The sequence below is a fragment of the Streptomyces cavernae genome, from assembly GCF_004023625.1.
Taxonomy (GTDB): domain Bacteria; phylum Actinomycetota; class Actinomycetes; order Streptomycetales; family Streptomycetaceae; genus Streptomyces; species Streptomyces cavernae.
The window spans coordinates 1-21247 of the sequence record NZ_RPDJ01000048.1 but is presented as its reverse complement, the minus strand read 5'-3'; the positions used below and the strand labels follow the sequence as shown (position 1 = coordinate 21247).

The following is a 21247-nucleotide window of genomic DNA, read 5'->3' as shown; positions in this document are numbered from 1 at the left end:
ATGGCCGCCACCCTCACCGCGGGGACTCCCGCCCGCCCGCGCAAGCTCCTGGCGTCACGCAAGACGCGGGTCGGGATCCTGTACGCGTTGCCGGTCGTCGTGTATCTGCTGGTGCTGTTCGTCTACCCGATCTTCTCCACGCTGCTACTGAGCCTGAAGGACGCCGACGGATCGTTCACGCTGCACTGGTACGCCGACGCGCTGACCGGGGTCAACCTGTCGGTGCTGTTGACCACGCTCAGGATCTCCGCCGAGACGGCCGTGCTGAGCCTGGTGTTCGGGTTCGTCCTGGCCCAGGCGATCACCCGGCTCAAGCCCATACTCGCCGGCCTGGCCATGCTGGTCGTGGTCGTCCCGCACTTCGTCTCCGCGTTGGTACGCACCTACGGCTGGATCATCATGCTCGGCGACAAGGGCCTGGTGAACGAGAGCCTGACCGCCATGTCGGTCCCCGGCGCGCCGTTCCAACTGCTCTACAACGAGCTCGGTGTGGTCATCGGAACGACCTCGATGATGCTCCCCTACACCGTGCTGCTGCTGTACGGCGTGATGCGCGGTGTGGACCGCCGGCTGCTGGCGGCCGCCGCGAGTATGGGCGCGGGCCGGGTGACGATCTTCCGGCGGGTGTATTTGCCGCTGGTCGCGCCGGGTCTGGCCAGTGCCGGGCTGCTGAGCTTCATCCTCTCGCTGGGCTACTACATCACCCCCGCCCTGATGGGCGGACCCAACCAGACGATGATCGCCACCCTCATCAACCAACAGGTCACCAAGGAAAACCAGTGGAACGGAGCCGCCGCACAGGGCGTGATCCTTCTGGTCCTCACCCTGGCCGGACTGCTCCTGGTGAAGGTTGTCAGCTCCCTGGGCGCCAGCCGTAGGAGGAGGAACGGATCATGATGGAGCTGCGCAAGACCCTCACCGGCCGGATCGCCCTGACCGCCATCGCCACCCTCATCCTGCTGTTCCTGGCGCTGCCGATCGTCGTCATCCTCGTCACCTCCTTCAGCAACAACGCCTTCGCGGCCTTCCCGCCCGAGACGTGGACGCTGAACTGGTACAAGGCCCTGTTCGCCGACGGCAGCAAGTGGCCGGCCGCCATGTCCCTGTCCGCCCTGGTCGCCGCCCTGAGCACCGTGTTCTCCCTGATCATCGGGGTGACCGCGGCGACCGCCCTGACCCGCAGTGAACTCCCGCTGCGCTCAGCGGTCTACGCCCTGGTGCTGGGGCCGCTGGTCATCCCGCAGATCGTCACCGCGCTCGGGCTGTTCCTGCTCTTCGAGCCCGCCGCGATGCTGGGCAGCCCGATCGCCATCGCGCTCGGCCACACCGTGCTCGCCTCACCGATCGCGGTGCTCATCCTCATCGCGACCCTGCGCGGCATCGACGAACGCCTCGAGGACGCCGCGGCCAGCATGGGCGCCGGCCGGCTGACGATCGCCCGGCGCATCACCTTCCCCCTCGCCGCGCCGGGAATGATCGCGGCGGCGATCTTCTCCTTCATCACCAGCTTCGACGAGTTCTACATCTCCCAGTTCCTCTCCTCCGTCGACACCGTCACCCTGCCGGTGCGGGTCTACAACTCCCTCACCTTCGAGATCGACCCCAGCGTGACCGCGGTCAGCGCGCTGCTCACCGCCTTCGCCATCCTCGCCCTCGGCCTCGTCGCCCTGGTCCGCTGGCTCGGCTCCGGACGCCAGGAATCCCTGCTCTCGGTCGAGAACACCGTCGGCGTCGCCAACCCCGGAGGCGAGGCCGTATGACCACCCACCGATCGGGCTCCCTCAACCACACCAGCCTTCGATCAGCGAAAGAGCCACGCGCATGACTGACACCCTCACCGCTCCCTCATGGGAGTCGGAAGTCCTGGAATCCGTCCCCCGTGGCTTCCTCGCCCACGACTGGCAACCCGCCACCGGAGGTCGCACCTTCGAGGTGCGCAACCCCGCAACCGAGGTAGTCATCGCCACCGTGGCCGACTGCGGCGCTGAAGACGCGGTGAAGGCACTGGACGCGGCGGCCGCGGCCGCCGACCAGTGGGCCCTCACTAGCCCGCGGGACCGGGCGGCCGTCCTGCACCGGCTCACCGACTCCCTGATCGAGCACCGTGAGCGTCTGGCCCGGATCATCACCCTGGAGATCGGCAAAACGATCAGAGAAGCCCGGGGCGAGGTCGACTACGCCGCAGCCTATTTCCGCTGGTACGCGGAGGAGGCGGTCCGTCCGCCCGGACGCAGCACCCCTTCCCCGGACGGGAGGAGTCACATCGTCACCGTCGCCGAACCGGTCGGACCCTGCCTGCTCATCACCCCATGGAACGTGCCGCTGGCCATGGCCGCCCGCAAGGCCGCCGCAGCCCTCGCCGCCGGCTGCACCGCCGTGCTCAAACCGGCCGCTCTCACCCCGCTGTCCTCCCTGGTGCTGGGCGAGCTGGCGCGTGAGGCGGGCGCGCCCCCCGGTGTCCTGACCGTGATCACCAGCAGCGACGCGGCAGCGGTCAGCACGACGCTGCTGACCGATTCCCGGCTGCGCAAGCTGTCCTTCACCGGCTCTACTCCGGTCGGCAGGCTGCTGCTGCTGCAGAGTGGTGCGCGGGTGCTGCGCACCTCGATGGAGCTGGGCGGCAACGCGCCGTTCCTGGTCTTCGACGACGCCGACCTCGACCTCGCGGTCCGCGAAGCGATGATCGCGAAGATGCGGCTGGGCGGCCAGTCCTGTGTCGGTGCCAACCGGTTCCTGGTCCAGGAGGGAATCGCCGACGCGTTCGCCGCCGCGCTGGGCGAACAGATCGCCGCCATCCGCGTGGGTGCCCCGGACCGGGAGGACACCGAGCTCGGCCCGCTGGCCGACCACCGTGCGGTGGACAAAGTCCACCACCTCGTAGAGGACGCCGTGGACCGTGGTGCCCTCGTCGTCGCCCAGGCGGACATCCCTGCCGGGCCGGGTCACTATGCCGCCCCGACCGTGCTGGACCACGTCCCCGTCGACGCCGCGATCATGCACGAGGAGGTCTTCGGACCTGTGGCCGCCATCCACCGGTTCTCCACCGAGGCCGAGGCCATAGCGGTGGCCAACGACACCGAGCACGGGCTCGCGTCGTACGTGATGACGTCCCACATCGACCGCGCCCGTCGGGTCGCTGCCCGGCTGGAGGCCGGAATGGTCGGTATCAACCGGGGCCTGGTTTCTGAGGTCGCGGCGCCCTTCGGCGGGGTCAAGCAGTCCGGCCTGGGTCGTGAGGGCGGGCCGGAAGGCCTCCACGAGTACCAGCAGCTCAAGTACCTGTCACTGCCCGGCTTTCACAGCTGAGCAAGCCGACACTAGCGGACCTCTCCCCCCGTCGTGCAGGGCAACGCCGTGACCCGGGGTGAGGGTCCATTCCGCGACGTCCACCAGCGGCCCGGTCAAGGGTGGCCGCCAGTCTCCGACGGCCTTGATGTCGCCAGCCTGGCCGCCCGGGCGGATCTTCGACAGGACGGCGGTGTGAAGCAGTTCCTGCCGTCGGCGCCTGCCTCTCAGTTCCTGGTCACCGACAGCAAAGGGACATCCAGCAGTTGGCGGGGCAGAGCGTCTGGGACGTCAAGCAGCCACGGCAGCCCGGTGGGGAGTCTGGATTCTTCCTCACCGGCACCGCACCGTGCTCCGCAGCCCCCCATGGCACCCGTGATCCGAGTGCCATGGTGCCATCTCCACCGACTTGACGAGGGAGACGGTCGGCCGTGGACGCCATCGACGAGAAGATCATCGCCGAGCTGACCCGCAACGCCCGCCTCTCGCACTCGGAGCTGGCCAGCAGGGTGCTGCTCTCCCGTAATGCGGTGCGCCGGCGCATCGAACGGCTGGAGCGGCAGGACCACATCGCCGGCTACACCATCGTCCGTCCGGGCGAGGACACCGGCAATGTCGTCTCGGCGCTCGTCCTCGTCCACCGCCAGGACCGCATGCGCGGAGGCGACGTCCTGGCGGCACTCAAGAGCATTCCGGAGGTCGTCATCTGCGAGGTCCTCAATGGCGACTTCGACATCATGGTGCGCCTGGAGGCAGCCTCGCTGGAACGCGTACGAGTCGTCCGGGAGAACATCGCCCAGATGCCCGGCGTACGGGACACGGTCACCGCCCTCACCCTGTCCAGCATCGTCAACCGTCCGCGAAGAAAACGGCGTACCACGCCATCGGTGTGAGCAGCGCCGCCATCGTCACTTCCCCGTCCAGTCCACCGTGACCGCAAAGACCACCACCTCCACCCCGGTGGCCAGGGTCTCTTCGACACCCAGGCGGTCCCCATAGCGATGTGGAGAGAAGGACAGGCACCGAGCACACCGACCGGGCGGTTTGGCGGGACAAGTACTCCTCCTTGGCGGTGATCTCCGTCAACGTGCAGCACGGCGCTCTTGGCGTCGACCATTCCGCCATGGAAACGGTCGGAGCCGATCTCGGAGTGGATCCCGCCCCGGGGGATGAGCCGGGTCTCGGTGCGTCTTGCGCGGGCCTTCGACGTGGGCCGGTTCGGACGCCAGGAGCAGCTTGCCCGTGCGGGCGAAGTCACAGTCGATCCCCTCTTCGGCGACGAGCTTCTCAAGGATGTCGACCGCGTCGTGGTAGGTGATCAGGTACGCCTCCGCGGTGTCGAACCCGTAGCGGGCAACCGCCTGCCGGAACCCGATCGACAGGCACGTACATTCCCCCGATCTCGGTCGGGACCGGTCCCGACCATGGGGAGCGGTGTCTGGCCAGTAGGGGTTGAACTTCATGTCGCTGTTCTCTCCTGCCAGTACCGTCTGCTGTGAACGCGTGGCGCATGGGTCAGGTCCTTTCGCGGGTTCCGCAGAGTGGGCCTGAGGGAAGTTCGGGCCTGTTGACAGTTGTCGACAATACTTTTATCGTCGACAATCGACAAGGGCCCCATGTAGCGAGCAACCCCGGAACGAGACTGAAGGTGTGCCTGCCGATGACTTCGACGCTGAGTCGGGCGATAGCCCACTACCCCAACCGGTTCGACCCCGGGGTACTGAGCGAGCTCCCCGAACACCTCCGAGAGACCATCCAGCGCCGGAACAAGGTCCTGGGCCCTGGCTACACACTCATCTACAAAGAGCCGGTCGAGTTCGTCTCCGGTCATGGGGCCCACCTGATCGACCGTGACGGCAACGACTACCTCGACGCCTACAACAACGTCCCCTGCGTCGGACACGCCCACCCCCACGTGGCCGAGGCGGTCGCCCGCCAGATGACGGCGGTCAACACCAACACTCGCTACGTCCAGGAAGCCCTGGTCGATTACGCGGAGCGGCTGCTCGCGACCTTCCCCAAGGAACTGTCGAAGCTGAGCATCGCGTGCAGCGGGTCGGAGGCGAACGACCTGGCGGTGCGGGTGGCGAGGTTCCACACGGGCGGCGAAGGCATCATCGTCACCCGCTGGGCCTACCACGGCATCACCCGGGAGGTGGCGAGCTTCTCGCCGCACCTGGGTGCGGGATCGCCGCTGGGCCCGAACGTCCGGCTCATCGATCCGCCGGACCCGCGCCTTGCCGCGCCGGGAACCACGCTCGCCGAGCACATGCGGCAGCAGGTACGCGGCGCGATCGCCGACCTCGAGCGCCACGGCTACCGCCTGGCGGCGCTGATCACCGACTGCGCCTACACCAGCGACGGCATCTTCACGGACCCGGTCGACTACATGCAGGGCGTGGTGGAGGAGGTGCACGCGGCCGGCGGTGTCTACATCGCGGACGAGGTGCAGTCCGGATTCGCCAGGCTCGGGGAGTCGATGTGGGGCTTCACCCGTCACGGCGTCCTGCCGGACATCGTCACCATGGGCAAGCCGATGGGTAACGGAATGCCGATCTCGGGTGTGGTCTTCCGCCCCGAGGTCAGCGAGGAGTTCGGACGCAACGTCCGCTACTTCAACACCTTCGGCGGCAGCTCGATCCCCGTGGCAGCCGGCGCGGCGGTGCTGGACGTCCTCGAGAAGGAGAACGTGCAGCAACGTGTCCTGGAGAGCGGCAACGCTCTGCGCGCGGGACTGCGGGAGATCACCAAGGACTCCCCCCACGTCGCCGAAGTCCGCGGCGCCGGTCTGTACGTCGGCGTGGAGATCGTGAAGGACCGGGAAACTCTTGAGCCGGACCGCCTGCTGACCGAAGACGTCATCAACGACATGCGCGATCGCCGGATCCTCATCAACGGCACGGGCAAGTCAGCGAACACCCTGAAGATCCGCCCGCCACTGGCCTTCGACTCCGCCGATGTGACCCGATTCCTGGAGACCTTCGCCGAGGTCGCGAAAAACCGTCTGTGACAGGCTGACCGAAGGGACTGACCGTGACCACCTCACCAGCTAAGAACCATGCTCAGCGGCTCCTCGAGGAGAGTGGCCTGACGTCTTCCCACGAGCCCATCGACGTGATGCTGGTGAGCATTCTCCTCGAGGAGCACTACCGCCTCACCGGACGCTTGCGGCGACTGGCGACCGAAAAGGACGACACGTTCAGACTCAGCACCGACCCGCGCAACTACCTCGTGAAGGTCTCACCACCTGACGAGGTGAAGGCGGTTGTCGCCCTCCAGACCGCCGCGATGCGCTACCTCGAAACCGCCGCTGCGCACTTGCCCGTCCAGCGGGTGAAGCTGACCGCCGACGGAGACGACCATGTCACGATCAGGCTGAACGACGGCAGGACGCGCATCCTGCGGGTGTTCGACTTCGTCGAAGGCCAGGTCCTGGCCGATGCGAACCCGGACGCGGAGCGACTCGCCAGGGCGGGCGAGATGCTGGGGCTGATCGACCTGGCGCTCAGGCCGTTCACACACCCGGCGGACCGACGAGGTCTGGCATGGGACATCCGGCATTTCCACCGGATGACCGAACTGCTCGGGCACACGCCGAGCCCCGAGCACCGCCAGTTGGCCCAGTCGGTCTTCCGGCTCTTCGGCGAAAACGTCGTCCCGAGGCTGAGCGATCTCGAAACGCAAGTGATCCACGGCGACTTCAGCCCTTACAACATCGTGGTGGACCCAGAGAAGAGCGATCACTTCGTCACCGGTGTCATCGACTTCGGTGACACGGTGCGCAGTGCGGTGATCTTCGACCCCGCCGTTCCCATGGCGAACCTGCTCGGCAGGACACCAGATCATCCCTGGCGGGACGCCTGCGCCTTCGCCGCAGGCTACCAACGAAAGCGCCCGATCCAGGCCTCGGAACTCCCGCTGCTCCCGGTTGCCGCGTTGGCACGGCTCACACTGCGTGCGCTGATCTCGAACTGGCGCGCGGAGCGCGCACCCGAACGGCGAGAGTACCTCCTCGGTCACGCCAAGGACGACTGGATCAACATCGAGCGTTCCTTGACCGTGAGCCTGGACGACGTCGTCGCGCACCTCAGGGAGGCCCGTCACGGGCATTCCTGAAAAGCCATAAAGAAAGGAGCATCTTCGTTCGGCTGCTACGGCACGATGAGTGCCATGCCGGGCCGTTCGATCACGCCGGAGCCCTCCGCCCAGAAGCTGCTAGGCATCACCCGCCGACCACGAGCCAGTGGCTGGCTGACATCGGGCCGTAATCGCAATCGCTGCAGGCTTCCGCTGGGCGGCAGCGATGACGTGGGAGGCCTCCGTTGCGGGCAGCCTGCCACCTGTCCCGAGCAGTCGACCGCCCACGGCGAGACCCGCTCCGACCGCGATGATCCGCAGGGTGCGCTGCGCGTGCTTCCCGTACGGCGTGGTCGGCTGCGGAGAACTGCCAGGCGACGGCGGTGGCGGAGGACACCTCTATGGCGGAGTCCAGGCCGAAGCCGATCAGAGCGGTGGAGGAGGCGAGGGTGCCGGCGGTGATGGCGACGACCGCTTCGATGACGTTGTAGGTGATCGTGGCGGCCGCCAGCAGCCGTATGCGCTTGGCGAGGACGTCGCGGCGGGACGGTGAGGGCCCCAGGGATATCGCGGCCATCAGCAGCAGCCCTTGTCGTCGGCGTCGACGCAGGTGCGGTCGCTCTCCCCGGCCACCACGGCGGTGCGCAGGTCGTCCAGGGTGTGGCCGAGGCGTTCGTCGGCGAGTTCGTAGCGGGTGCGGCGGCCGTCGGGCACGGTGACGACCAGTCCGCAGTCCCGCAGGCATGCCAGGTGGTTCGACAGGCGGGTGCGAAAGACGTCGAGGGCGTCGGCGAGGTCTGCCGGACAGGCGGGGGCCTGGCGCAGGGCGAGCAGGATCCGGCAGCGGATCGGGTCGGCGAGTGCGCGGCCGAAGCGGGCCAGCACGTCGATGTCGGAGGCAACGGTCAGCGCACCCAAGACAGTACATAGATCCCTGAATTCAGCAAAGTGTGTACCGTTCGGGCTGCACTTTCGGTCCGCTTCGCGACAGCTCCTGTGGAGCGATCTCGCTGGTTGAGAGTTCACCTACCGGGGTAGATCAAGTTAGGGTGCCCTAAGTACAATGACCGAGCCCCAATGCCCACTTATGGCGCGCAGGGGCTCAAACCACCCTCTCTCGGATGACAGGACCTCCCGTGCGTACGACCCCCCGTGGTGTCTTCGTGGCTCTCGCTCTCACTCCGTTGCTCGCAGGCTGTTTCGTGTCCGGCGGGCAAGGCACGGGCACGGGCGCTGAAGGAGGGTCGGGAGGGCGACTCAGGGTGGCGCTCGCCCGGCCGCCGGTGCATGCGCTGTCCCCGTACAGCGACGACGCGACCTTGCTGGGCAAGCTCTCCGTGGTCGAAGGACTCACCGCCCTGGACAAGAACGGCGCCGCGGCACCCGCGCTGGCGAAGTCCTGGAAGCAGAACAGCCCCACCACCTGGACCTTCGAGCTGCGCAAGGCCACCTTCCAGGACGGCACCAAGGTCACCGCCGAGTCCGTCGTCAACGCCCTCGGCCACGCGGACGCCGCAACGCCCAAGCCCCGTGTCCTCAGCGACGTCACCCTCACCGCGAAGGCCGACGACGCCGACACGGTCACCATCAGCACCCAGACCGCCGACCCGGTCCTCCCGCTGCGGCTGGCCAGCCCGGTGCTGGCCATCCTCTCCGCCAACGCGTACACCAAGGACGGCACCGCCAGCGCGATCGGCACCGGAACCGGCCCCTTCAAGGTCACCAAGCTCACCGGCAAGTCCAAGGCCACCCTCGACCGGTACGACGGCTACTGGGGCGGCAAGGCCAAGGCTCCCGGCATCGACGTGACCTGGATAGCCGACGGCCCGGCCCGCGCCAACGCCCTGCGTGGCGGCGACGTCGACATCGCCGAGTGGATCCCCACCTCCCAGGCGAAGCTGCTGGACGCGAAAACCCGTCACGAAGTGCCGTCCGTACGGACCGACAGCCTCATCCTCAACACCGGCAACGGCATCTTCACCGACCCCGCGCTGCGCGCCGCCGCCCGCGAGGCCGTGGACGGCTCCGCGCTCGTCGGCTCGATCTTCGGCGGCTACGCCGACCCCGCGCAGGGCCTGTTCGGTCCCGCCGTGTCCTGGGCCGCCGACAAGCGCGTCGACGTCACCGGCCGCGCCAAGGCCGCGACACCCGCACAGGTCAGGTCCAGGACGAAGGGCAAAACCCTGCGTCTGGCCGCCCCCACCAACCGCGCCGAGATCCCCGAGGCCGCCAGCGTGCTGCAGCAGCAGCTGGAGAAGGCCGGCTTCACCGTCAAGCAGGACGTCCGCGAGTACACACAGATGGAAGCCGACCTCCTCGCAGGCAAGTACGACGCCCTCATCATGTCCCGGGTGGTCCTCCTCGACACCGGCGACGCGGTCGCCTACCTGGCCAGCGACTACAAGAGCGGCGGCGTGTACAACATCGCCCGTCTGAAGGACCCCAAGGTGGACCAGGCCATCAAGTCCGCCGCCGTAGAGGGCGACGTGACGAAGCGTCAGCAGCGGATCATGTGGGCCGAGGCGGAGATCCTGCGCACCGACGCCGTCGTCCCACTCGTCCACGAGAAGGTCATCCAGGGCGTCGCCGCGAACGTCGAGGGTGTGCTCCTCGACCCGCGCGAGCGCTCCCTGATCGACATCGACACCCACTTGAAGTAGCCGATGAGCGTCACGTCGGCCGGTACCGAGGCCCGCCCGTCCCGGTGGCGCGCGAGCCTCGGCCGCCTCACTGCCGGGACCGCGCTGCTCACGGCCGTGGCCTTGCTGCCCTGGCTGTCCGGCAACGACCCGCGCTGACCGTCCTGCGGGCCCGCTCCGCCGACCGGGACCCGACTCCCGAGCAGCTGGCCGCTGTTCGGGAGCAACTGGGCCTGGACGAGGGGCCGCTCACGCATCTCGCGCGCTGGCTGGGCGGATTGGCTCAGGGCGACGCGGGCACCTCCTGGGTGTCCGTCCTGCCTGTCGCCATGCTCGGCAAGCAGGCGCAGCGGGTCCTGGAAGCCCGCCGCGTCATCGCTGATCCTGAGTCTGCCGAGCAGTTGGGCATCGGAGTCGACCACCGCCACATCGTGGTGGTCCTCGGCCCAGTCGATTCCGCAGGTTGCGTGCACCACGCGCTCCTTTCCAAGGCCTCGCTGTCCGTCGGCGTCGGGCCGCGGCAGGACCACCCGGCGACCTAATAGAAGCGCTCTCGGGCGCACCACCCCATCAGCCGTCCGTGGCCCCAGCCCTGCTCAGGGGCCTCACTCTCGTGAAGAACTCGACGGCTCCGGCTGATTGGGAGGTGGCCCTGGGAATGGCTCGAATCACGGAACGGTACGGCGACCGAGTTCGTGACGGCAGGGGCCAGAACGCATCCCTCTTGTCGAAGCACTCGCAGTGCTGCTTACAGCACAGATGTCCCGCCCGGACCCCTGCCTGGACTGACCAACGGCCAACCCACCTGCCTATTAGGCGTACGCCTCCCGGAAGAACCGCGCTTACCTGCGGCGGCGCGGGATCCGCTGCACCATCCCGGACAAGGCCGACCAGGCCCGGAACCGCAAGAAACGCGGGTCGCGCGGCGGCCGTCCGCCGAAGTTCGACCCGCAGGACTACAAGGCTCGGCACGCGGTCGAGTGCGGCATCAACCGCCTCAAAAGACACCGGGCCGTGGCAACGAGATACGACTGTGAGGATGTCGGTGCCGTCTCGGCGGTGGCCTGACCCGCGATACGACTGACTATCTTGTCCTGAGTCTTGATTTGTCGGCCACTGTTCGGGACGGCACTTGCTGCCGCCAGGCCGGCGGGTGTGTCCCGATAGGGGCCTTCGCGACAGGCACCGTCACAGTCCTGACCACCCTGCCAGCCCGGCGACGGCCACCAAGCTCCGGTTCGATGGCAGGAGACCGATGACCAGTGCCAGCATGGCCCAGCCGATCCGTTTTCACCATGACTGCCGTCGTGAGGTCGTCCTAGGTGTCGACACCCATAAGGACGCCCACGTGGCAGCCGTGGTCTCGACCACGGGCAAGCTGATCGACTCCCGGAGCTTTCCCGCCACCGCCGATGGCTACCAACAACTGCTGGACTGGGCCCGTCCTCAGGCCTGGTCAGCCGCGCTGGAGTCGAATGCACCGGCTCCTACGGGGCTGCGCTGAGCCGCTTTCTGCGCACCAACGAGCTGACCGTCATCGAGGTGAACCAGCCGGACAAGGCAACACGCCGCCGTCGCGGCAAGACCGACACCATCGACGCCGAGGCAGCAGCGCATGCCGTGCTGTCCGGCCGAGCCACCGCGACGGCCAAGCTCGCTGACGGTCCCGTTGAAGCTCTCCGGCTCTTCAAAATGGCCAAGGCCTCCGCGGTCAAAGCCCGCACCCAGGCCATCAACCAGCTCAGGGCGGTACTCGTGACGGCCAGTCCGGAGCTGCGAGAGTCTCTGGACGGGCTGACCATTCCCAAACTGGTTCGAGCCTGCACGACACTGCACAGGTCTACGGCCAGCACGGCCACGGCGGCCGCGGTCTTCACCCTGCGGCTGCTCGCCCGTCGAGTCGAGGAACTCGATGATGAGATCGCCGCTCTCAAGCAGCAGATCACCGACGTGATCAGACAGCACATTCCGCAACTGCTTGACTGCTACGGCGTGGGTCCAGACACCGCCGCGGCGCTACTCATCGCCACAGGCGACAATCCTGAACGACTCCACAGCGAGGCTTCGTTTGCTTCGCTCTGCGGGGTGAGCCCAGTCGAAGCCTCCTCGGGCAAGACACAGCGCAGAAGGCTCAATCGAGGCGGCGACCGTCAGGCCAACTCGGCTCTCTACACGATCGTCCTTGCCCGACTCCGCTGGGAGACACGCAGCCGCAGCTACGTCGAGCGACGCACCGCCGAAGGCAAGACCCGACGCGAAGCCATCCGCTGCCTGAAACGCTACGTCGCCCGAGAGCTCTACACGATCATCATTCGAGCCCATGCTCGGCCCCGCGGCCAGGCGCTGGCAGCTTGACATCCATAGGGGCATCAAACTCGCGGTCCGCTACGAGGCGACCGTCCTCGTAGCGGCTATCAACGAGTGGTTGTGACCAGCACTTTCGATACACGCCCTAGAAGGCCGATGAAGCGTGGGTTGTCATGATGACCTTGCATCAGATACGTCTCGGTAGCCGATGGTTCAGCGAGACATGCGGGCATCACTTCGTGCCTTGCCACCGCGGAAGGCTTGGGCGTTGGTGATCGTGACCCCGAAGAGCACGACCGCGCCTCCCATTGCTTCTGCGACAGTGAACGGCTTGCCGAGCGCGAGGGAGATGAGCACGGTGAAGACCGTGATCAAGTTCAGGAACACTCCGGCGCGCGCAGGCGGGATTGTCGTCAGGGCCTGGTTCCACAGCGCGGAAGAGACGACCGACGGGCCCACCCCGATGAACAACAGCGCCAAGGTCGCGTTCGAGGTCGCCGGCCAGTGCGGTCCTCCGGTGAGGAGGACGACGGGCGCGAGCGCGATCACCGATACAAGCGCTTGCAGGGCGGTACTCGTGATCGGCGGGATGCCGGTGCGACGGCGACCGGCAAGGGTGTACGTGGTCCATACGACGATTGCGCCGAGCATGAACACGTCGCCGAGGCCGAACCCGCTGGACAGCAACGAGGTGGGGTGTCCGTCGCACAGGACCCACAGCACACCGACGAGTGCGACGACGACCCCCGCGACAGTTGTCGAGGTCAGGGGTTCCCGGAGGAAGACTGCGGCGGCAACAGCGATGAGTGCGGGGTTGAACGCGTTGATGAGGGAAGCGCTCACCGCGTCGGTGTACTGCAACGCCTTGTACAGCAGGTAGGTGTAGGCGACGAGCCCGGACAGGGCCGGGAGGAGTACCCGGTGCCACGAGCGCGCGACGTGTCGCCAGTCGGGGCGTTCGACCAGCTGCGCGAGGGCGAAAAGCGGTATCACGGCGATCGCCCATCGAAGCGCCACGAGGTCGAGCGGTGGGATCGCGGACACGGCGGCACCGCCGACAACGTAGTTCCCGGCCCAGAACAGCGTCGCAATCAGCAGCGCGCCGATCGCGGCGGCGGTGCCGGTGCGCACCGCGGTCCCACCCCGCCCCGGCCGTGTGCGCCGAGCGTCGCCAGATCCGTGTTCGAGCCGCACACGATCACCGGCGACGGACTCCTCCGCGCTCACAGTCCGGTGACGGCTGACACGGGGGTCTGTTCGCGCAGGCACCAGTCGAGCGCGGCCGGCCACGGGCCGTATCCGTCTGCGGGGGTGATGTGGCCGGCCGCAGGCAGGACGTCACAGTCCAGGCCGAGCGCGGCGCTCCACGCGCGTGGGTCGGCGGGCGCGTACGGATCGGTCGCCGAGACGACCACACGCGGCGACTTGGCCGACGCGGCGGCAAGGAGCTCACGGTCGATGCGCTCGAGCTTGAACTCTTCATTGCCGTTGGCCGCGGTGAACGCCTGGTCACCGAGCGGGGACACCAGCAGCACCCGGGAGACGCGCAGGTCGGCAGGTAGGCTCTGGGCGGCGCGCAGCCATAGGGCGCAGCCGAGGGAGTGACACACCACGACGCGTTCCTGGTCGCCGAGTTGGGCCAGCTCGGCGTGCAGGAGATCGATCCATTCGCTCACCGACGGCTGCTCGGGTGCGGGGAACTGCGGATAGAGCACCTGCTCGCCCCGCTGGCGCAAGGCCTCGGTCAACCACCACAGCCAGTGCTGCCGCGGTCGACGGTGCTGCACACCGTGCACCATGAGGAAGCGCCGCGCCGGCGGAGGCGGGCCGGGTATCTCAGTCATCTGTCTCCTTCGCCCCTGCCCTGATCTTCACGTTGTCGGTGAACTGGTACGGCCACTGCACGGATCCAGGGATGATCCTCAACCCCTGGCATGGTTGCTGACCAGCCTAAAACAGTAGATGTGCCCGCACATACATGAAGATTGGCCGCCAGGCCATCGACAGCCGCCTGGGCAGACCGTCTGTAAGTTCGGCCCAGAAATCGATGATCACGAAGTCGTTTCCGGAGGTGACCTCGGTGCAGTTGTCCGCGGTCACCTCGATGGTGCTCATGAGGGATACTCCTGCATGTGATCGGGGATGTCGGGTTGCGCTCGGGGCGCTGCGCGGCCGTCGGGCACCCAGCGTGGTGGCGGGGTGCCCCACGGCCGTCTGCCCCGTCTGCCGTGCGGGCGGCGTCGTGCTCCGTCCGCACGGAGTTCCGGCTAGGTCAGCGTGCGGCGACGTTCTCCGCGGCCCCGGTCTCGGGGGCTGCCTCGGCGTCGGACGGGAGAGGTGCGGTGTTCTTCGGGCCGCGCAGGGCGACGTAGAGGAGCAGGGCGGCCATGACGGCGGCGCCGACCCACATGGATTGCTGCCAGCCGTCGACGAAGGACTGCTGCGCGGCGTGGATCAGGTCCTGGGTGTGGCTGCCGGTGGTGGGTGCGACCTCGATGGCGTTGGCGATGCCTTCGCGGGCGGTGTCCGCGGCCCCGTTGGGGATGCCGTCGAGCTTGCCGTCGATGGCGCTGCGGTAGCCGTTGGCCAGGAGCGCGCCGAGCATGGCGACGCCCAGTGCGGTGCCGAACTCGCGGGTGACGTCGTTGAGTGCGGAGGCAACGCCTTGCTTGGCGCGGGGCAGGGAGCTGGTGATGGCCTCGGTGGAGGGTGTCATTGACAGCCCCATGCCGATGCCCATGGCGAGCATTCCGGCCAGGATGGACAGGTAGCCGCCGTCGACGGATACGAACAGGGCCATCAGGGCCAGGCCGAGGGTGGCCAGGGCGACGCCGACGGTCATGGTGGAGCGGGCGCCGATCTTGGCGGCCATCTTGGGGGCCAGGCCGGACGTCATCATCATCATGACGGCCATGGGCATCATCGCCACGGTGGACAGCAGTCCGGACCAGCCGAGTACGGCCTGGAAGAACGGGAAGAGGACGACGGCGATGCCGGCCTGGACGCCGAAGACGACGAGCAGGGTGAGGGAGCCGGAGGCAAGGCCTCGCTCACGGAAGAGGCGTACGTCCAGCAGGGATGCGTCGCGGCGGTGCAGTTCCCAGGCCACGAAGGCGATGGCGGCGACGACGCCGACGGCCAGACTGATCAGGGTGATGGGAGCGGTCCAGCCGCGCTCGGGGCCTTCCTGCAGGACGAAGATGAGACCGATCACGGCGATGGTGGAGACCAGTGCTCCGATGGTGTCGAAGGAATGGGTGAAGCGTTCGTGGGAGTTGGGCACCGACTTCAGTGTCATCGCCAGCGCGACGACGACCAGGACCACGGGCAGGACGAACAGCCATCGCCAGTCGGCGACGTCAACCAGTAGGGCGGAGAGGAACATGCCGAGGATGCCGCCGCCTCCGGCGACGCCGGTCCACACGCCGATCGCCTTGCCGCGCTCCTCCTCGGGGAAGGTGGAGGTGATGACGGCGAGAGTGATCGGCATGATCATCGCGGCACTGATGCCGGCGGCCACGCGCGCGGCGATCATTACCCCGGCAGATGGGGCGAGTCCTGCGAGGACACTGGCGGCGCCGAAGATGATCAGGCCGGTGATCAGCATGGGCTTGCGGCCCAGCCGGTCACCGATCGCGCCGAGCGGCAGCAGCAGCGCGGCCAGGGCGAGGGTGTAGATATTGATGATCCACAGGACGGTGTTCTGCGAGGCGCCGAACTCGACGGCCATGTGGGTCTGGGCGACGTTCAGCCCGGACACGGAGGCGATGACAGCCATCAGCGCGATCGAGACGGTGATCAGGATCGCGCGCAGCTGACGCGCATCCGGCGCGCCCCCGCCGCTTGCGGGCGCGGCCGCCGCCTGAGGAAGCTGATTGGTACTCATGGTTTCCTTCCGAAAAGGGCATGCAGGATCAGCGCCGGGACAGGGCCGGTCGCCAGGTCAGTGAGATAGGGGCTTACTCACCGCGCGGCCCGCTGGATGGCGGTCGCGCGGTTCTTCAGTTGCCGGGCTTATGTCTCAGCCGGTGGTCTTCTGGGCGGCGGCGAGCGCGGCGTCGGTGTCCGCAGCGGCCAGCAGGGCATTGATGTGGGAGCCGGCCAGGGCTCCAGCAGCAGCAGAGGCTCCGACCTGGGCGGTGAGGTCGGTGGCGTTGCCGGCCACCCACACGCCCGGGATCTCGGTGGTGCCGGCCATGGCAGAGTTGAAGCGGCGGCCCATGTTGTCGGGCAGGTCCTCCATCGGCAGCTTCAGCCCGTCGAGGCCCTCGGTACGGGCCCGCATCTGCGTGGCCACAGCCAGAATCCGCCGCCCCACGAAAGTGCCGTCGGTCAGGCGGACGCCTGCGAGGGCGCCGCCGTCGTCGTTGACGACTTCCTTGACGTCGGTCTCGACGGTGCGGATGTCGCGGGCGGCGAAGCGGGCGCGGGTCTCGGAGTCGAGGTCGGTGCCGCGGGTGAAGTAGATGAGGTCATCCGTCAGCTGGCGGAACAGCAACGCGTGGTGAACGGAGGCCGGACCGGTCGCGAGGATGCCGATCGGCTCATCGCGGACCTCATAGCCGTGGCAGTAGGGGCAGTGCACCACGCTGTGGCCCCAGTGCTTGGCCAGGCCGGGCACCTCGGGCAGCACGTCGCGCAGGCCGGTGGCCACCAGCACCCGGCGCGCCGTCAGTGTGCGGCCGTCGGCCAGGGTGATGGTGAACCGCAGGTCGCCGTCCGCTGAGGGGGCGGCGGGTTCGGCCGTGGCCACTTCCCCGAAGATGATCCGGCCGCCGTACTGGCGTACCTGCTCGCGTCCGCGCTTGAGGATCTCGGGGGGCGGGGTACCGTCCAGGACGATGAAGCCGTGCATGGCTGCTGCGGGGGCATTGCGCGGGGTGCCGCTGTCGATCACGACGACCGAGCGGCGCGAGCGGGCCAGCATCAGCGCGCCGTTCAGGCCCGCGGCGCCGCCGCCGATCACCACTACATCCACGGTCTCGGTGGGAAGTGTGTCGCTCTCGTAGTGTGAAGCCTGCGCAGGCATGTCGCGCCCTTTCGTCGTAAGTGGCCCCCCGTGCTGGACCATCTCTGTTCGACGCTAAACCCACGTTGCATAAAAGGCATACCATGTTGCCTATGACGCAAGAAGATGGACAACTGGACAGCCTCGTACGCAAACGGATCCGCGCACTGCGCGTCGCACAGGGCTGGTCCCTGGAGGAACTGGCCACCCGAGCCAACCTCAGCCAGTCCTCACTGAGCCGCATCGAGAACGGGCAGCGCCGCCTCGCCCTGGACCAGCTCGTCACCCTCGCCCGCGCCCTGGACACCACCTTGGACCAGCTCGTGGAGAACGCCGCCGAAGACGTCGTCATCAGCCCGATGATCGACGGCACCCACGGTCTGATGCGCTGGCCCATAAAGGGCGACCCTGGCATGAGTGTGATGCGTCAGCGCATGACCGACCCGCCGCCCGACAACCCGGCCCGCATGCGCGCCCACCCCGGCCGCGAATGGCTCGTCGTACTGTCCGGCACCGCCATCCTCATGCTCGGCCACCGGCGCTTTCGTATCGAGACCAACCAGGCCGCTGAGTTCCCCACCATGATGCCGCACGCCATCGGCGCCGAGGGCGGCCCCTGCGAGATCATGGGCATCTTCGACCGCGACGCCCGCCGCGGCCACCAGAAAGACGCCGGCGCCGACGACTCCGAAGCCGGCTGTGGAGGCGGCGCCCAGGGCCCCTGCAAATAGCGGGCCACAGTCGCACAGGAGACCCGCGGGCGGTTGGCGATATTGCGTGGCGGGCAGCGCATCAAGCCACCTTCTTGCGCATCCCGCAAGCAGCCGTGCGGCAGGCGCATGACGAGCTTACGGTGATGCCATGACCCAAACGCATCAGCACACCCTCCACCACGGCGAAAGCGGTCACCACCCCGACCACGACCATGGCAGCCACCACGAGCGCAGCGATGGCGGCCAGGCGGAGATCCTCGATCTGGACGCCGAGGTGCTCGCCGAGCACATAGCGTCCATCACCGCCTGGCTGCCGCTGAAGAGCGAGCCGCGCCACATCGTGGACCTGGGCTGCGGCACCGGCGCGGGCACCTTCGCACTCCTCGAACGCTTCCCCGGCGCGCACGTCACCGCCGTCGACACCTCGGCCGGGCACCTCCAACTCCTGCGCGAGAAGGCGTGCGCCCGCGGTGTCGAGGGGCGCGTACGGGCCGTGCAGGCCGACCTCGACACCACCCAATGGCCCGACCTCGGCACACCGGATCTGGTGTGGGCCTCGGCCTCGATGCACCACATGGCCAACCCCGACCGCGCCCTGCGGAGCGTCCGCGAACTGCTCGCCCCCGGCGGCCTGTTCGCCGTCGTCGAGCTCGCGGGCTTCCCCCGCTTCCTGCCCGCCCACGCCCCGGAGAGCCGGCCTGGCCTCGAAGAGCGCGCCCATGCCGCGACCGACAGCTTCCACGCCGAGCACGTTCCGCACCGCGGCGCCGACTGGGGCCCGATGCTGACAGCCGCCGGCTTCACCGTCGAGGACGAGCGCACCATCACCGTCAACATCGAAGGTGAGCGCAGCCAATCGATCGGCCGCTACGCCTACGGCAGCCTGCAGCGCATCCGCGGCGTCGCCGCACCCGCCCTCAGCCCCGAGGACCTCGCCGCACTCAACGAGCTTCTGGACACCAACAGCCCGAACAGCCTTCTGCGCCGCGAAGATCTCACCGTACGCACCGAGCGCACCGTCTGGGCCGCCCGCCGCGCCTGACACCCGGCGCAACCCACGGTTGCCCGCCGGGCAGCCCCAGCACCCAACTTATTGCCTCATACGCAACCATCGCCTGCGCAGCGCCATGCGCTTCGTCGGGCCGAGCAACCATGCCCGCGCAATGTCATCGCCGCGACCCCACAGCGCGGTGAAGAGGAAAGGGAGCATCATGACTGCACCGCAGATCCCCGCCGACTACGAAGCCTGGCGCCAGGGCCGGTGGGAAGAGATCGCCGGAGCGAACGGCAAGGCCACAGTCGTCGCCAACGCCAAGATCACCAACCCGGGCCCTCACACGCTTCCCGGCGTCCCCGGCGAATGGCGCACCACCGAAGCAGGAGACCTGACCGTGACGGCCAAGGCCGTCGACGGAGTGCAGGTGGCCGGCAGCCTGGTCGACGGCACTAGCCCCGTTCCCTCCGGCGGCTCCCTGGAGTTCCCTGACAACCGGGTCGGCTTCGCCAGCGGTGCGGACGGCTCCTACGGCCTGGTCGTCATGGACCACGGCCGCGTCGAGCGCACCGGACTGACCGGCATCGACACCTTCCCCTACGACCCCGCCTGGGTCTTCGAAGGCCAGTACCGGGCAGCTCCCGAAGGGCGCCGGATCGAGGTACCGCGGCTCACCAGCCCGCGCAGCGCCGAAGCCATCCTGGCTCCCGTCGACTTGGCCGTGACCATCGACGGCGCCGAATACGTCCTGGCCGTCCTGCAGGACTTCCCCGGTCAGCGACTGGTGATCTTCACCGACGAGACCAACGGCGATTCGACGCCTACGATCGGCCGCTGGCTGGTGCTGTCGCTGCTGGAGCCCGGCAGCACCCTGACGGTCGACTTCAACAAGGCCACGCTCTCGCACCACCACCTGAACCCGGATGTGTTCGTCTGCCCGCTCGCGCCGCCCGGCAACCACCTGCCGATGCGCATCGAGGTCGGCGAACGCGCCCTGATCCACGCCGCTTCTGGCCAGAGCTGATACGCCTCACCACTGCCGGAACCCATCAACTCACTCGTATCGAAGGAAGACCGCATGAGCCAGGACCTGAAGGACAAGGCTGTCACCTACCTCCGCGCACTGGAGAACCGCGACTGGAAGACGGCCCGCGCCCTGTGCGCCGAGACGGCCACCGTCTGGCACAACGACGGCAAGAGCGAGCAGTCCATCGAGGAGAACATCGCCGGAATGGAGGGGCAGATCGAAAACATCGAATCGATGCGCTACGACATCCTGCGTCAGCTCTCCCAGCCGGGCGAGGTCCTCCAGCAGCACGTGGTCCACGTCGCCACCATCAACGGCATGCGCGGAGAGGTCCACGCCGCCGTCTACTTCGGCTTCGACGACGCCGGACAGATCAAACGCATTGAGGAGTACGCCAACTTCATCCCCGTCGGCGGCCACGACAGCTGACGGCGACAGTCAGCACACGCCCACTGGTCACCACGGCGCACAGTACGCGGCGCTCAACCTCTAAGGGGCCCACCTACTGCCCGGGGCCGCCGACCACCGGATCGGCGGCCCCGGGCAGTAGCTGTGCTCCCCACCTCTCAGCCGCAACTGAGAACCCGTCTTTGAACTCTTGAGCAGCACGTCCACCGTTGCCGGTGGCGCGATGGCCGCCCGTGGCCGGTAACTCTCCGGCTGTCTCACGGCGGTGGCTCGCCGGGCCAGGCCCGCGAAGGCCTGGCCCGGCGAGCCACCGGATCACGGTGTGCGTGTCGGCTTAACGACCAGCGTCGTATTCGAAGTAGTAGCCGCTGGACGCGAAGTACTTGCACCTGATCGTGATCGTGTAGTACCGAGCGTACTCATGCTGCTCGATCTGACAGGAAGATAGGCTCGGCCCAGCCCAGTTCGCGCTCTGGACGCCGACGCTCCCCCTGTAATCAGTCTGCTGCACCGCCTGTTCGCTGGCCTGCGACGTCGCAGGGGCGCCGGTAATCGCACTAGGGCCTGTGTGATGTCGTGATCAATCTTGCCGATCCGGGCCCCTGGGGAAAGGAGGGTCCGGTAGGAAGATGATTGTGACGCGTAGGCAACTCACCGACGAGAAGTGGAAGTTGATCGGTGCGACACGAAGTCGCGCACTTCGAGTGAACTCGCAGATCGGAGGCCGGTTATAGACCGGATGCGTGGTTCCTGATCAGTGTTCGAGATCAGTCCCCGTCCTGGCGTGCG

Annotated in this window: 18 protein-coding genes and 4 pseudogenes; 14 read left to right on the top strand and 8 right to left on the bottom strand. The window is 67.9% G+C overall.

Annotated elements, in window-relative coordinates; translation table 11 throughout:
- The 6 genes from EF387_RS40225 to EF387_RS40200 all read left to right on the top strand — a co-directional run bounded on the left by EF387_RS40225 (window position 1) and on the right by EF387_RS40200 (window position 7401).
- Window positions 1-897 (top strand): ABC transporter permease, encoded by an 897-nt coding sequence (locus EF387_RS40225; RefSeq protein ID WP_128381568.1) that lies wholly within the window; start codon window positions 1-3, stop codon window positions 895-897.
- The gene (locus EF387_RS40220; protein WP_128381567.1) at window positions 894-1760 is read left to right on the top strand and encodes an ABC transporter permease; all 867 of its coding nucleotides are present in this window, start codon (window positions 894-896) and stop codon (window positions 1758-1760) included. Before EF387_RS40225 ends, EF387_RS40220 begins: the two co-directional genes overlap by 4 nt.
- Window positions 1761-1821: 61 nt before the next feature.
- Window positions 1822-3306: an NAD-dependent succinate-semialdehyde dehydrogenase gene (locus EF387_RS40215; protein ID WP_128381566.1), complete on the top strand. Its 1485-nt coding sequence runs from the start codon at window positions 1822-1824 to the stop codon at window positions 3304-3306.
- A gap of 410 nt (window positions 3307-3716) precedes the next feature.
- Window positions 3717-4178, top strand: coding sequence for an Lrp/AsnC family transcriptional regulator (locus EF387_RS40210; protein WP_128381565.1), 462 nt, complete (start codon window positions 3717-3719; stop codon window positions 4176-4178).
- A 767-nt stretch (window positions 4179-4945) separates the two neighbouring features.
- Complete coding sequence (locus EF387_RS40205; RefSeq protein WP_128381564.1) at window positions 4946-6295, top strand: aspartate aminotransferase family protein; 1350 nt, start codon at window positions 4946-4948, stop codon at window positions 6293-6295.
- 23 nt (window positions 6296-6318) lie between these two features.
- The gene (locus EF387_RS40200) at window positions 6319-7401 is read left to right on the top strand and encodes a phosphotransferase (protein WP_238431969.1); all 1083 of its coding nucleotides are present in this window, start codon (window positions 6319-6321) and stop codon (window positions 7399-7401) included.
- Between the two features lie 264 nt (window positions 7402-7665).
- Here the strand turns inward: EF387_RS40200 and EF387_RS40195 are convergent.
- Window positions 7666-7939 (bottom strand): annotated as a pseudogene (locus EF387_RS40195) (cation transporter); the annotation flags it as partial.
- Window positions 7939-8271, bottom strand: coding sequence for an ArsR/SmtB family transcription factor (locus EF387_RS40190; protein ID WP_128381598.1), 333 nt, complete (start codon window positions 8269-8271; stop codon window positions 7939-7941). The pseudogene EF387_RS40195 and the gene EF387_RS40190, both read right to left, overlap by 1 nt.
- Before the next feature lie 212 nt (window positions 8272-8483).
- Here EF387_RS40190 and EF387_RS40185 point away from each other — a divergent pair, with 212 nt between their 5' ends.
- Both EF387_RS40185 and EF387_RS50245 read left to right on the top strand, forming a co-directional pair.
- Window positions 8484-10022, top strand: coding sequence for an ABC transporter substrate-binding protein (locus tag EF387_RS40185; protein WP_128381563.1), 1539 nt, complete (start codon window positions 8484-8486; stop codon window positions 10020-10022).
- 3 nt (window positions 10023-10025) lie between these two features.
- Complete coding sequence (locus tag EF387_RS50245; RefSeq protein ID WP_420802683.1) at window positions 10026-10160, top strand: hypothetical protein; 135 nt, start codon at window positions 10026-10028, stop codon at window positions 10158-10160.
- A 164-nt stretch (window positions 10161-10324) separates the two neighbouring features.
- Here the strand turns inward: EF387_RS50245 and EF387_RS48880 are convergent.
- Window positions 10325-10474, bottom strand: a pseudogene (locus EF387_RS48880) (IS110 family transposase); the annotation flags it as partial.
- Window positions 10475-10817: 343 nt separating this feature from the next.
- Here EF387_RS48880 and EF387_RS40170 point away from each other — a divergent pair.
- Both EF387_RS40170 and EF387_RS40165 read left to right on the top strand, forming a co-directional pair.
- Window positions 10818-11069, top strand: a pseudogene (locus tag EF387_RS40170) (hypothetical protein); the annotation flags it as partial.
- Between the two features lie 187 nt (window positions 11070-11256).
- Window positions 11257-12356, top strand: a pseudogene (locus EF387_RS40165) (IS110 family RNA-guided transposase).
- A gap of 165 nt (window positions 12357-12521) precedes the next feature.
- Here the strand turns inward: EF387_RS40165 and EF387_RS40160 are convergent.
- The 5 genes from EF387_RS40160 to EF387_RS40140 all read right to left on the bottom strand — a co-directional run bounded on the left by EF387_RS40160 (window position 12522) and on the right by EF387_RS40140 (window position 17337).
- Window positions 12522-13439, bottom strand: coding sequence for a DMT family transporter (locus EF387_RS40160; RefSeq protein ID WP_128381562.1), 918 nt, complete (start codon window positions 13437-13439; stop codon window positions 12522-12524).
- A 92-nt stretch (window positions 13440-13531) separates the two neighbouring features.
- Entirely contained in the window at window positions 13532-14152 is a 621-nt protein-coding gene (locus tag EF387_RS40155) for an RBBP9/YdeN family alpha/beta hydrolase (protein WP_128381561.1), read from the bottom strand.
- A 106-nt stretch (window positions 14153-14258) separates the two neighbouring features.
- Window positions 14259-14423 carry a hypothetical protein gene (locus EF387_RS48875; RefSeq protein WP_238431968.1) on the bottom strand — a complete coding sequence of 55 codons (165 nt, stop codon included), beginning with the start codon at window positions 14421-14423 and terminating at the stop codon, window positions 14259-14261.
- A 157-nt stretch (window positions 14424-14580) separates the two neighbouring features.
- Window positions 14581-16194, bottom strand: a complete 1614-nt coding sequence (locus tag EF387_RS40145) for an MFS transporter (RefSeq protein ID WP_128381560.1) — start codon at window positions 16192-16194, stop codon at window positions 14581-14583.
- 135 nt (window positions 16195-16329) lie between these two features.
- A complete protein-coding gene (locus EF387_RS40140; RefSeq protein WP_128381559.1) occupies window positions 16330-17337 on the bottom strand; it encodes an NAD(P)/FAD-dependent oxidoreductase in 1008 nt (335 codons plus the stop codon).
- Window positions 17338-17429: 92 nt separating this feature from the next.
- On the opposite strand from EF387_RS40140, the gene EF387_RS40135 reads away from it, so the two are divergent.
- From EF387_RS40135 to EF387_RS40120, 4 genes are all read left to right on the top strand, one after another.
- Window positions 17430-18047, top strand: coding sequence for an XRE family transcriptional regulator (locus EF387_RS40135; RefSeq protein ID WP_162467304.1), 618 nt, complete (start codon window positions 17430-17432; stop codon window positions 18045-18047).
- A gap of 130 nt (window positions 18048-18177) precedes the next feature.
- Window positions 18178-19071, top strand: coding sequence for a class I SAM-dependent methyltransferase (locus EF387_RS40130; protein WP_128381557.1), 894 nt, complete (start codon window positions 18178-18180; stop codon window positions 19069-19071).
- Window positions 19072-19240: 169 nt separating this feature from the next.
- Window positions 19241-20047, top strand: a complete 807-nt coding sequence (locus EF387_RS40125; RefSeq protein ID WP_162467303.1) for a DUF1684 domain-containing protein — start codon at window positions 19241-19243, stop codon at window positions 20045-20047.
- A 54-nt stretch (window positions 20048-20101) separates the two neighbouring features.
- On the top strand, window positions 20102-20479 hold the full coding sequence (locus tag EF387_RS40120; RefSeq protein ID WP_128381555.1) for a nuclear transport factor 2 family protein: 378 nt from the start codon (window positions 20102-20104) through the stop codon (window positions 20477-20479).
- The last annotated feature ends 768 nt before the right edge of the window (window positions 20480-21247 follow it).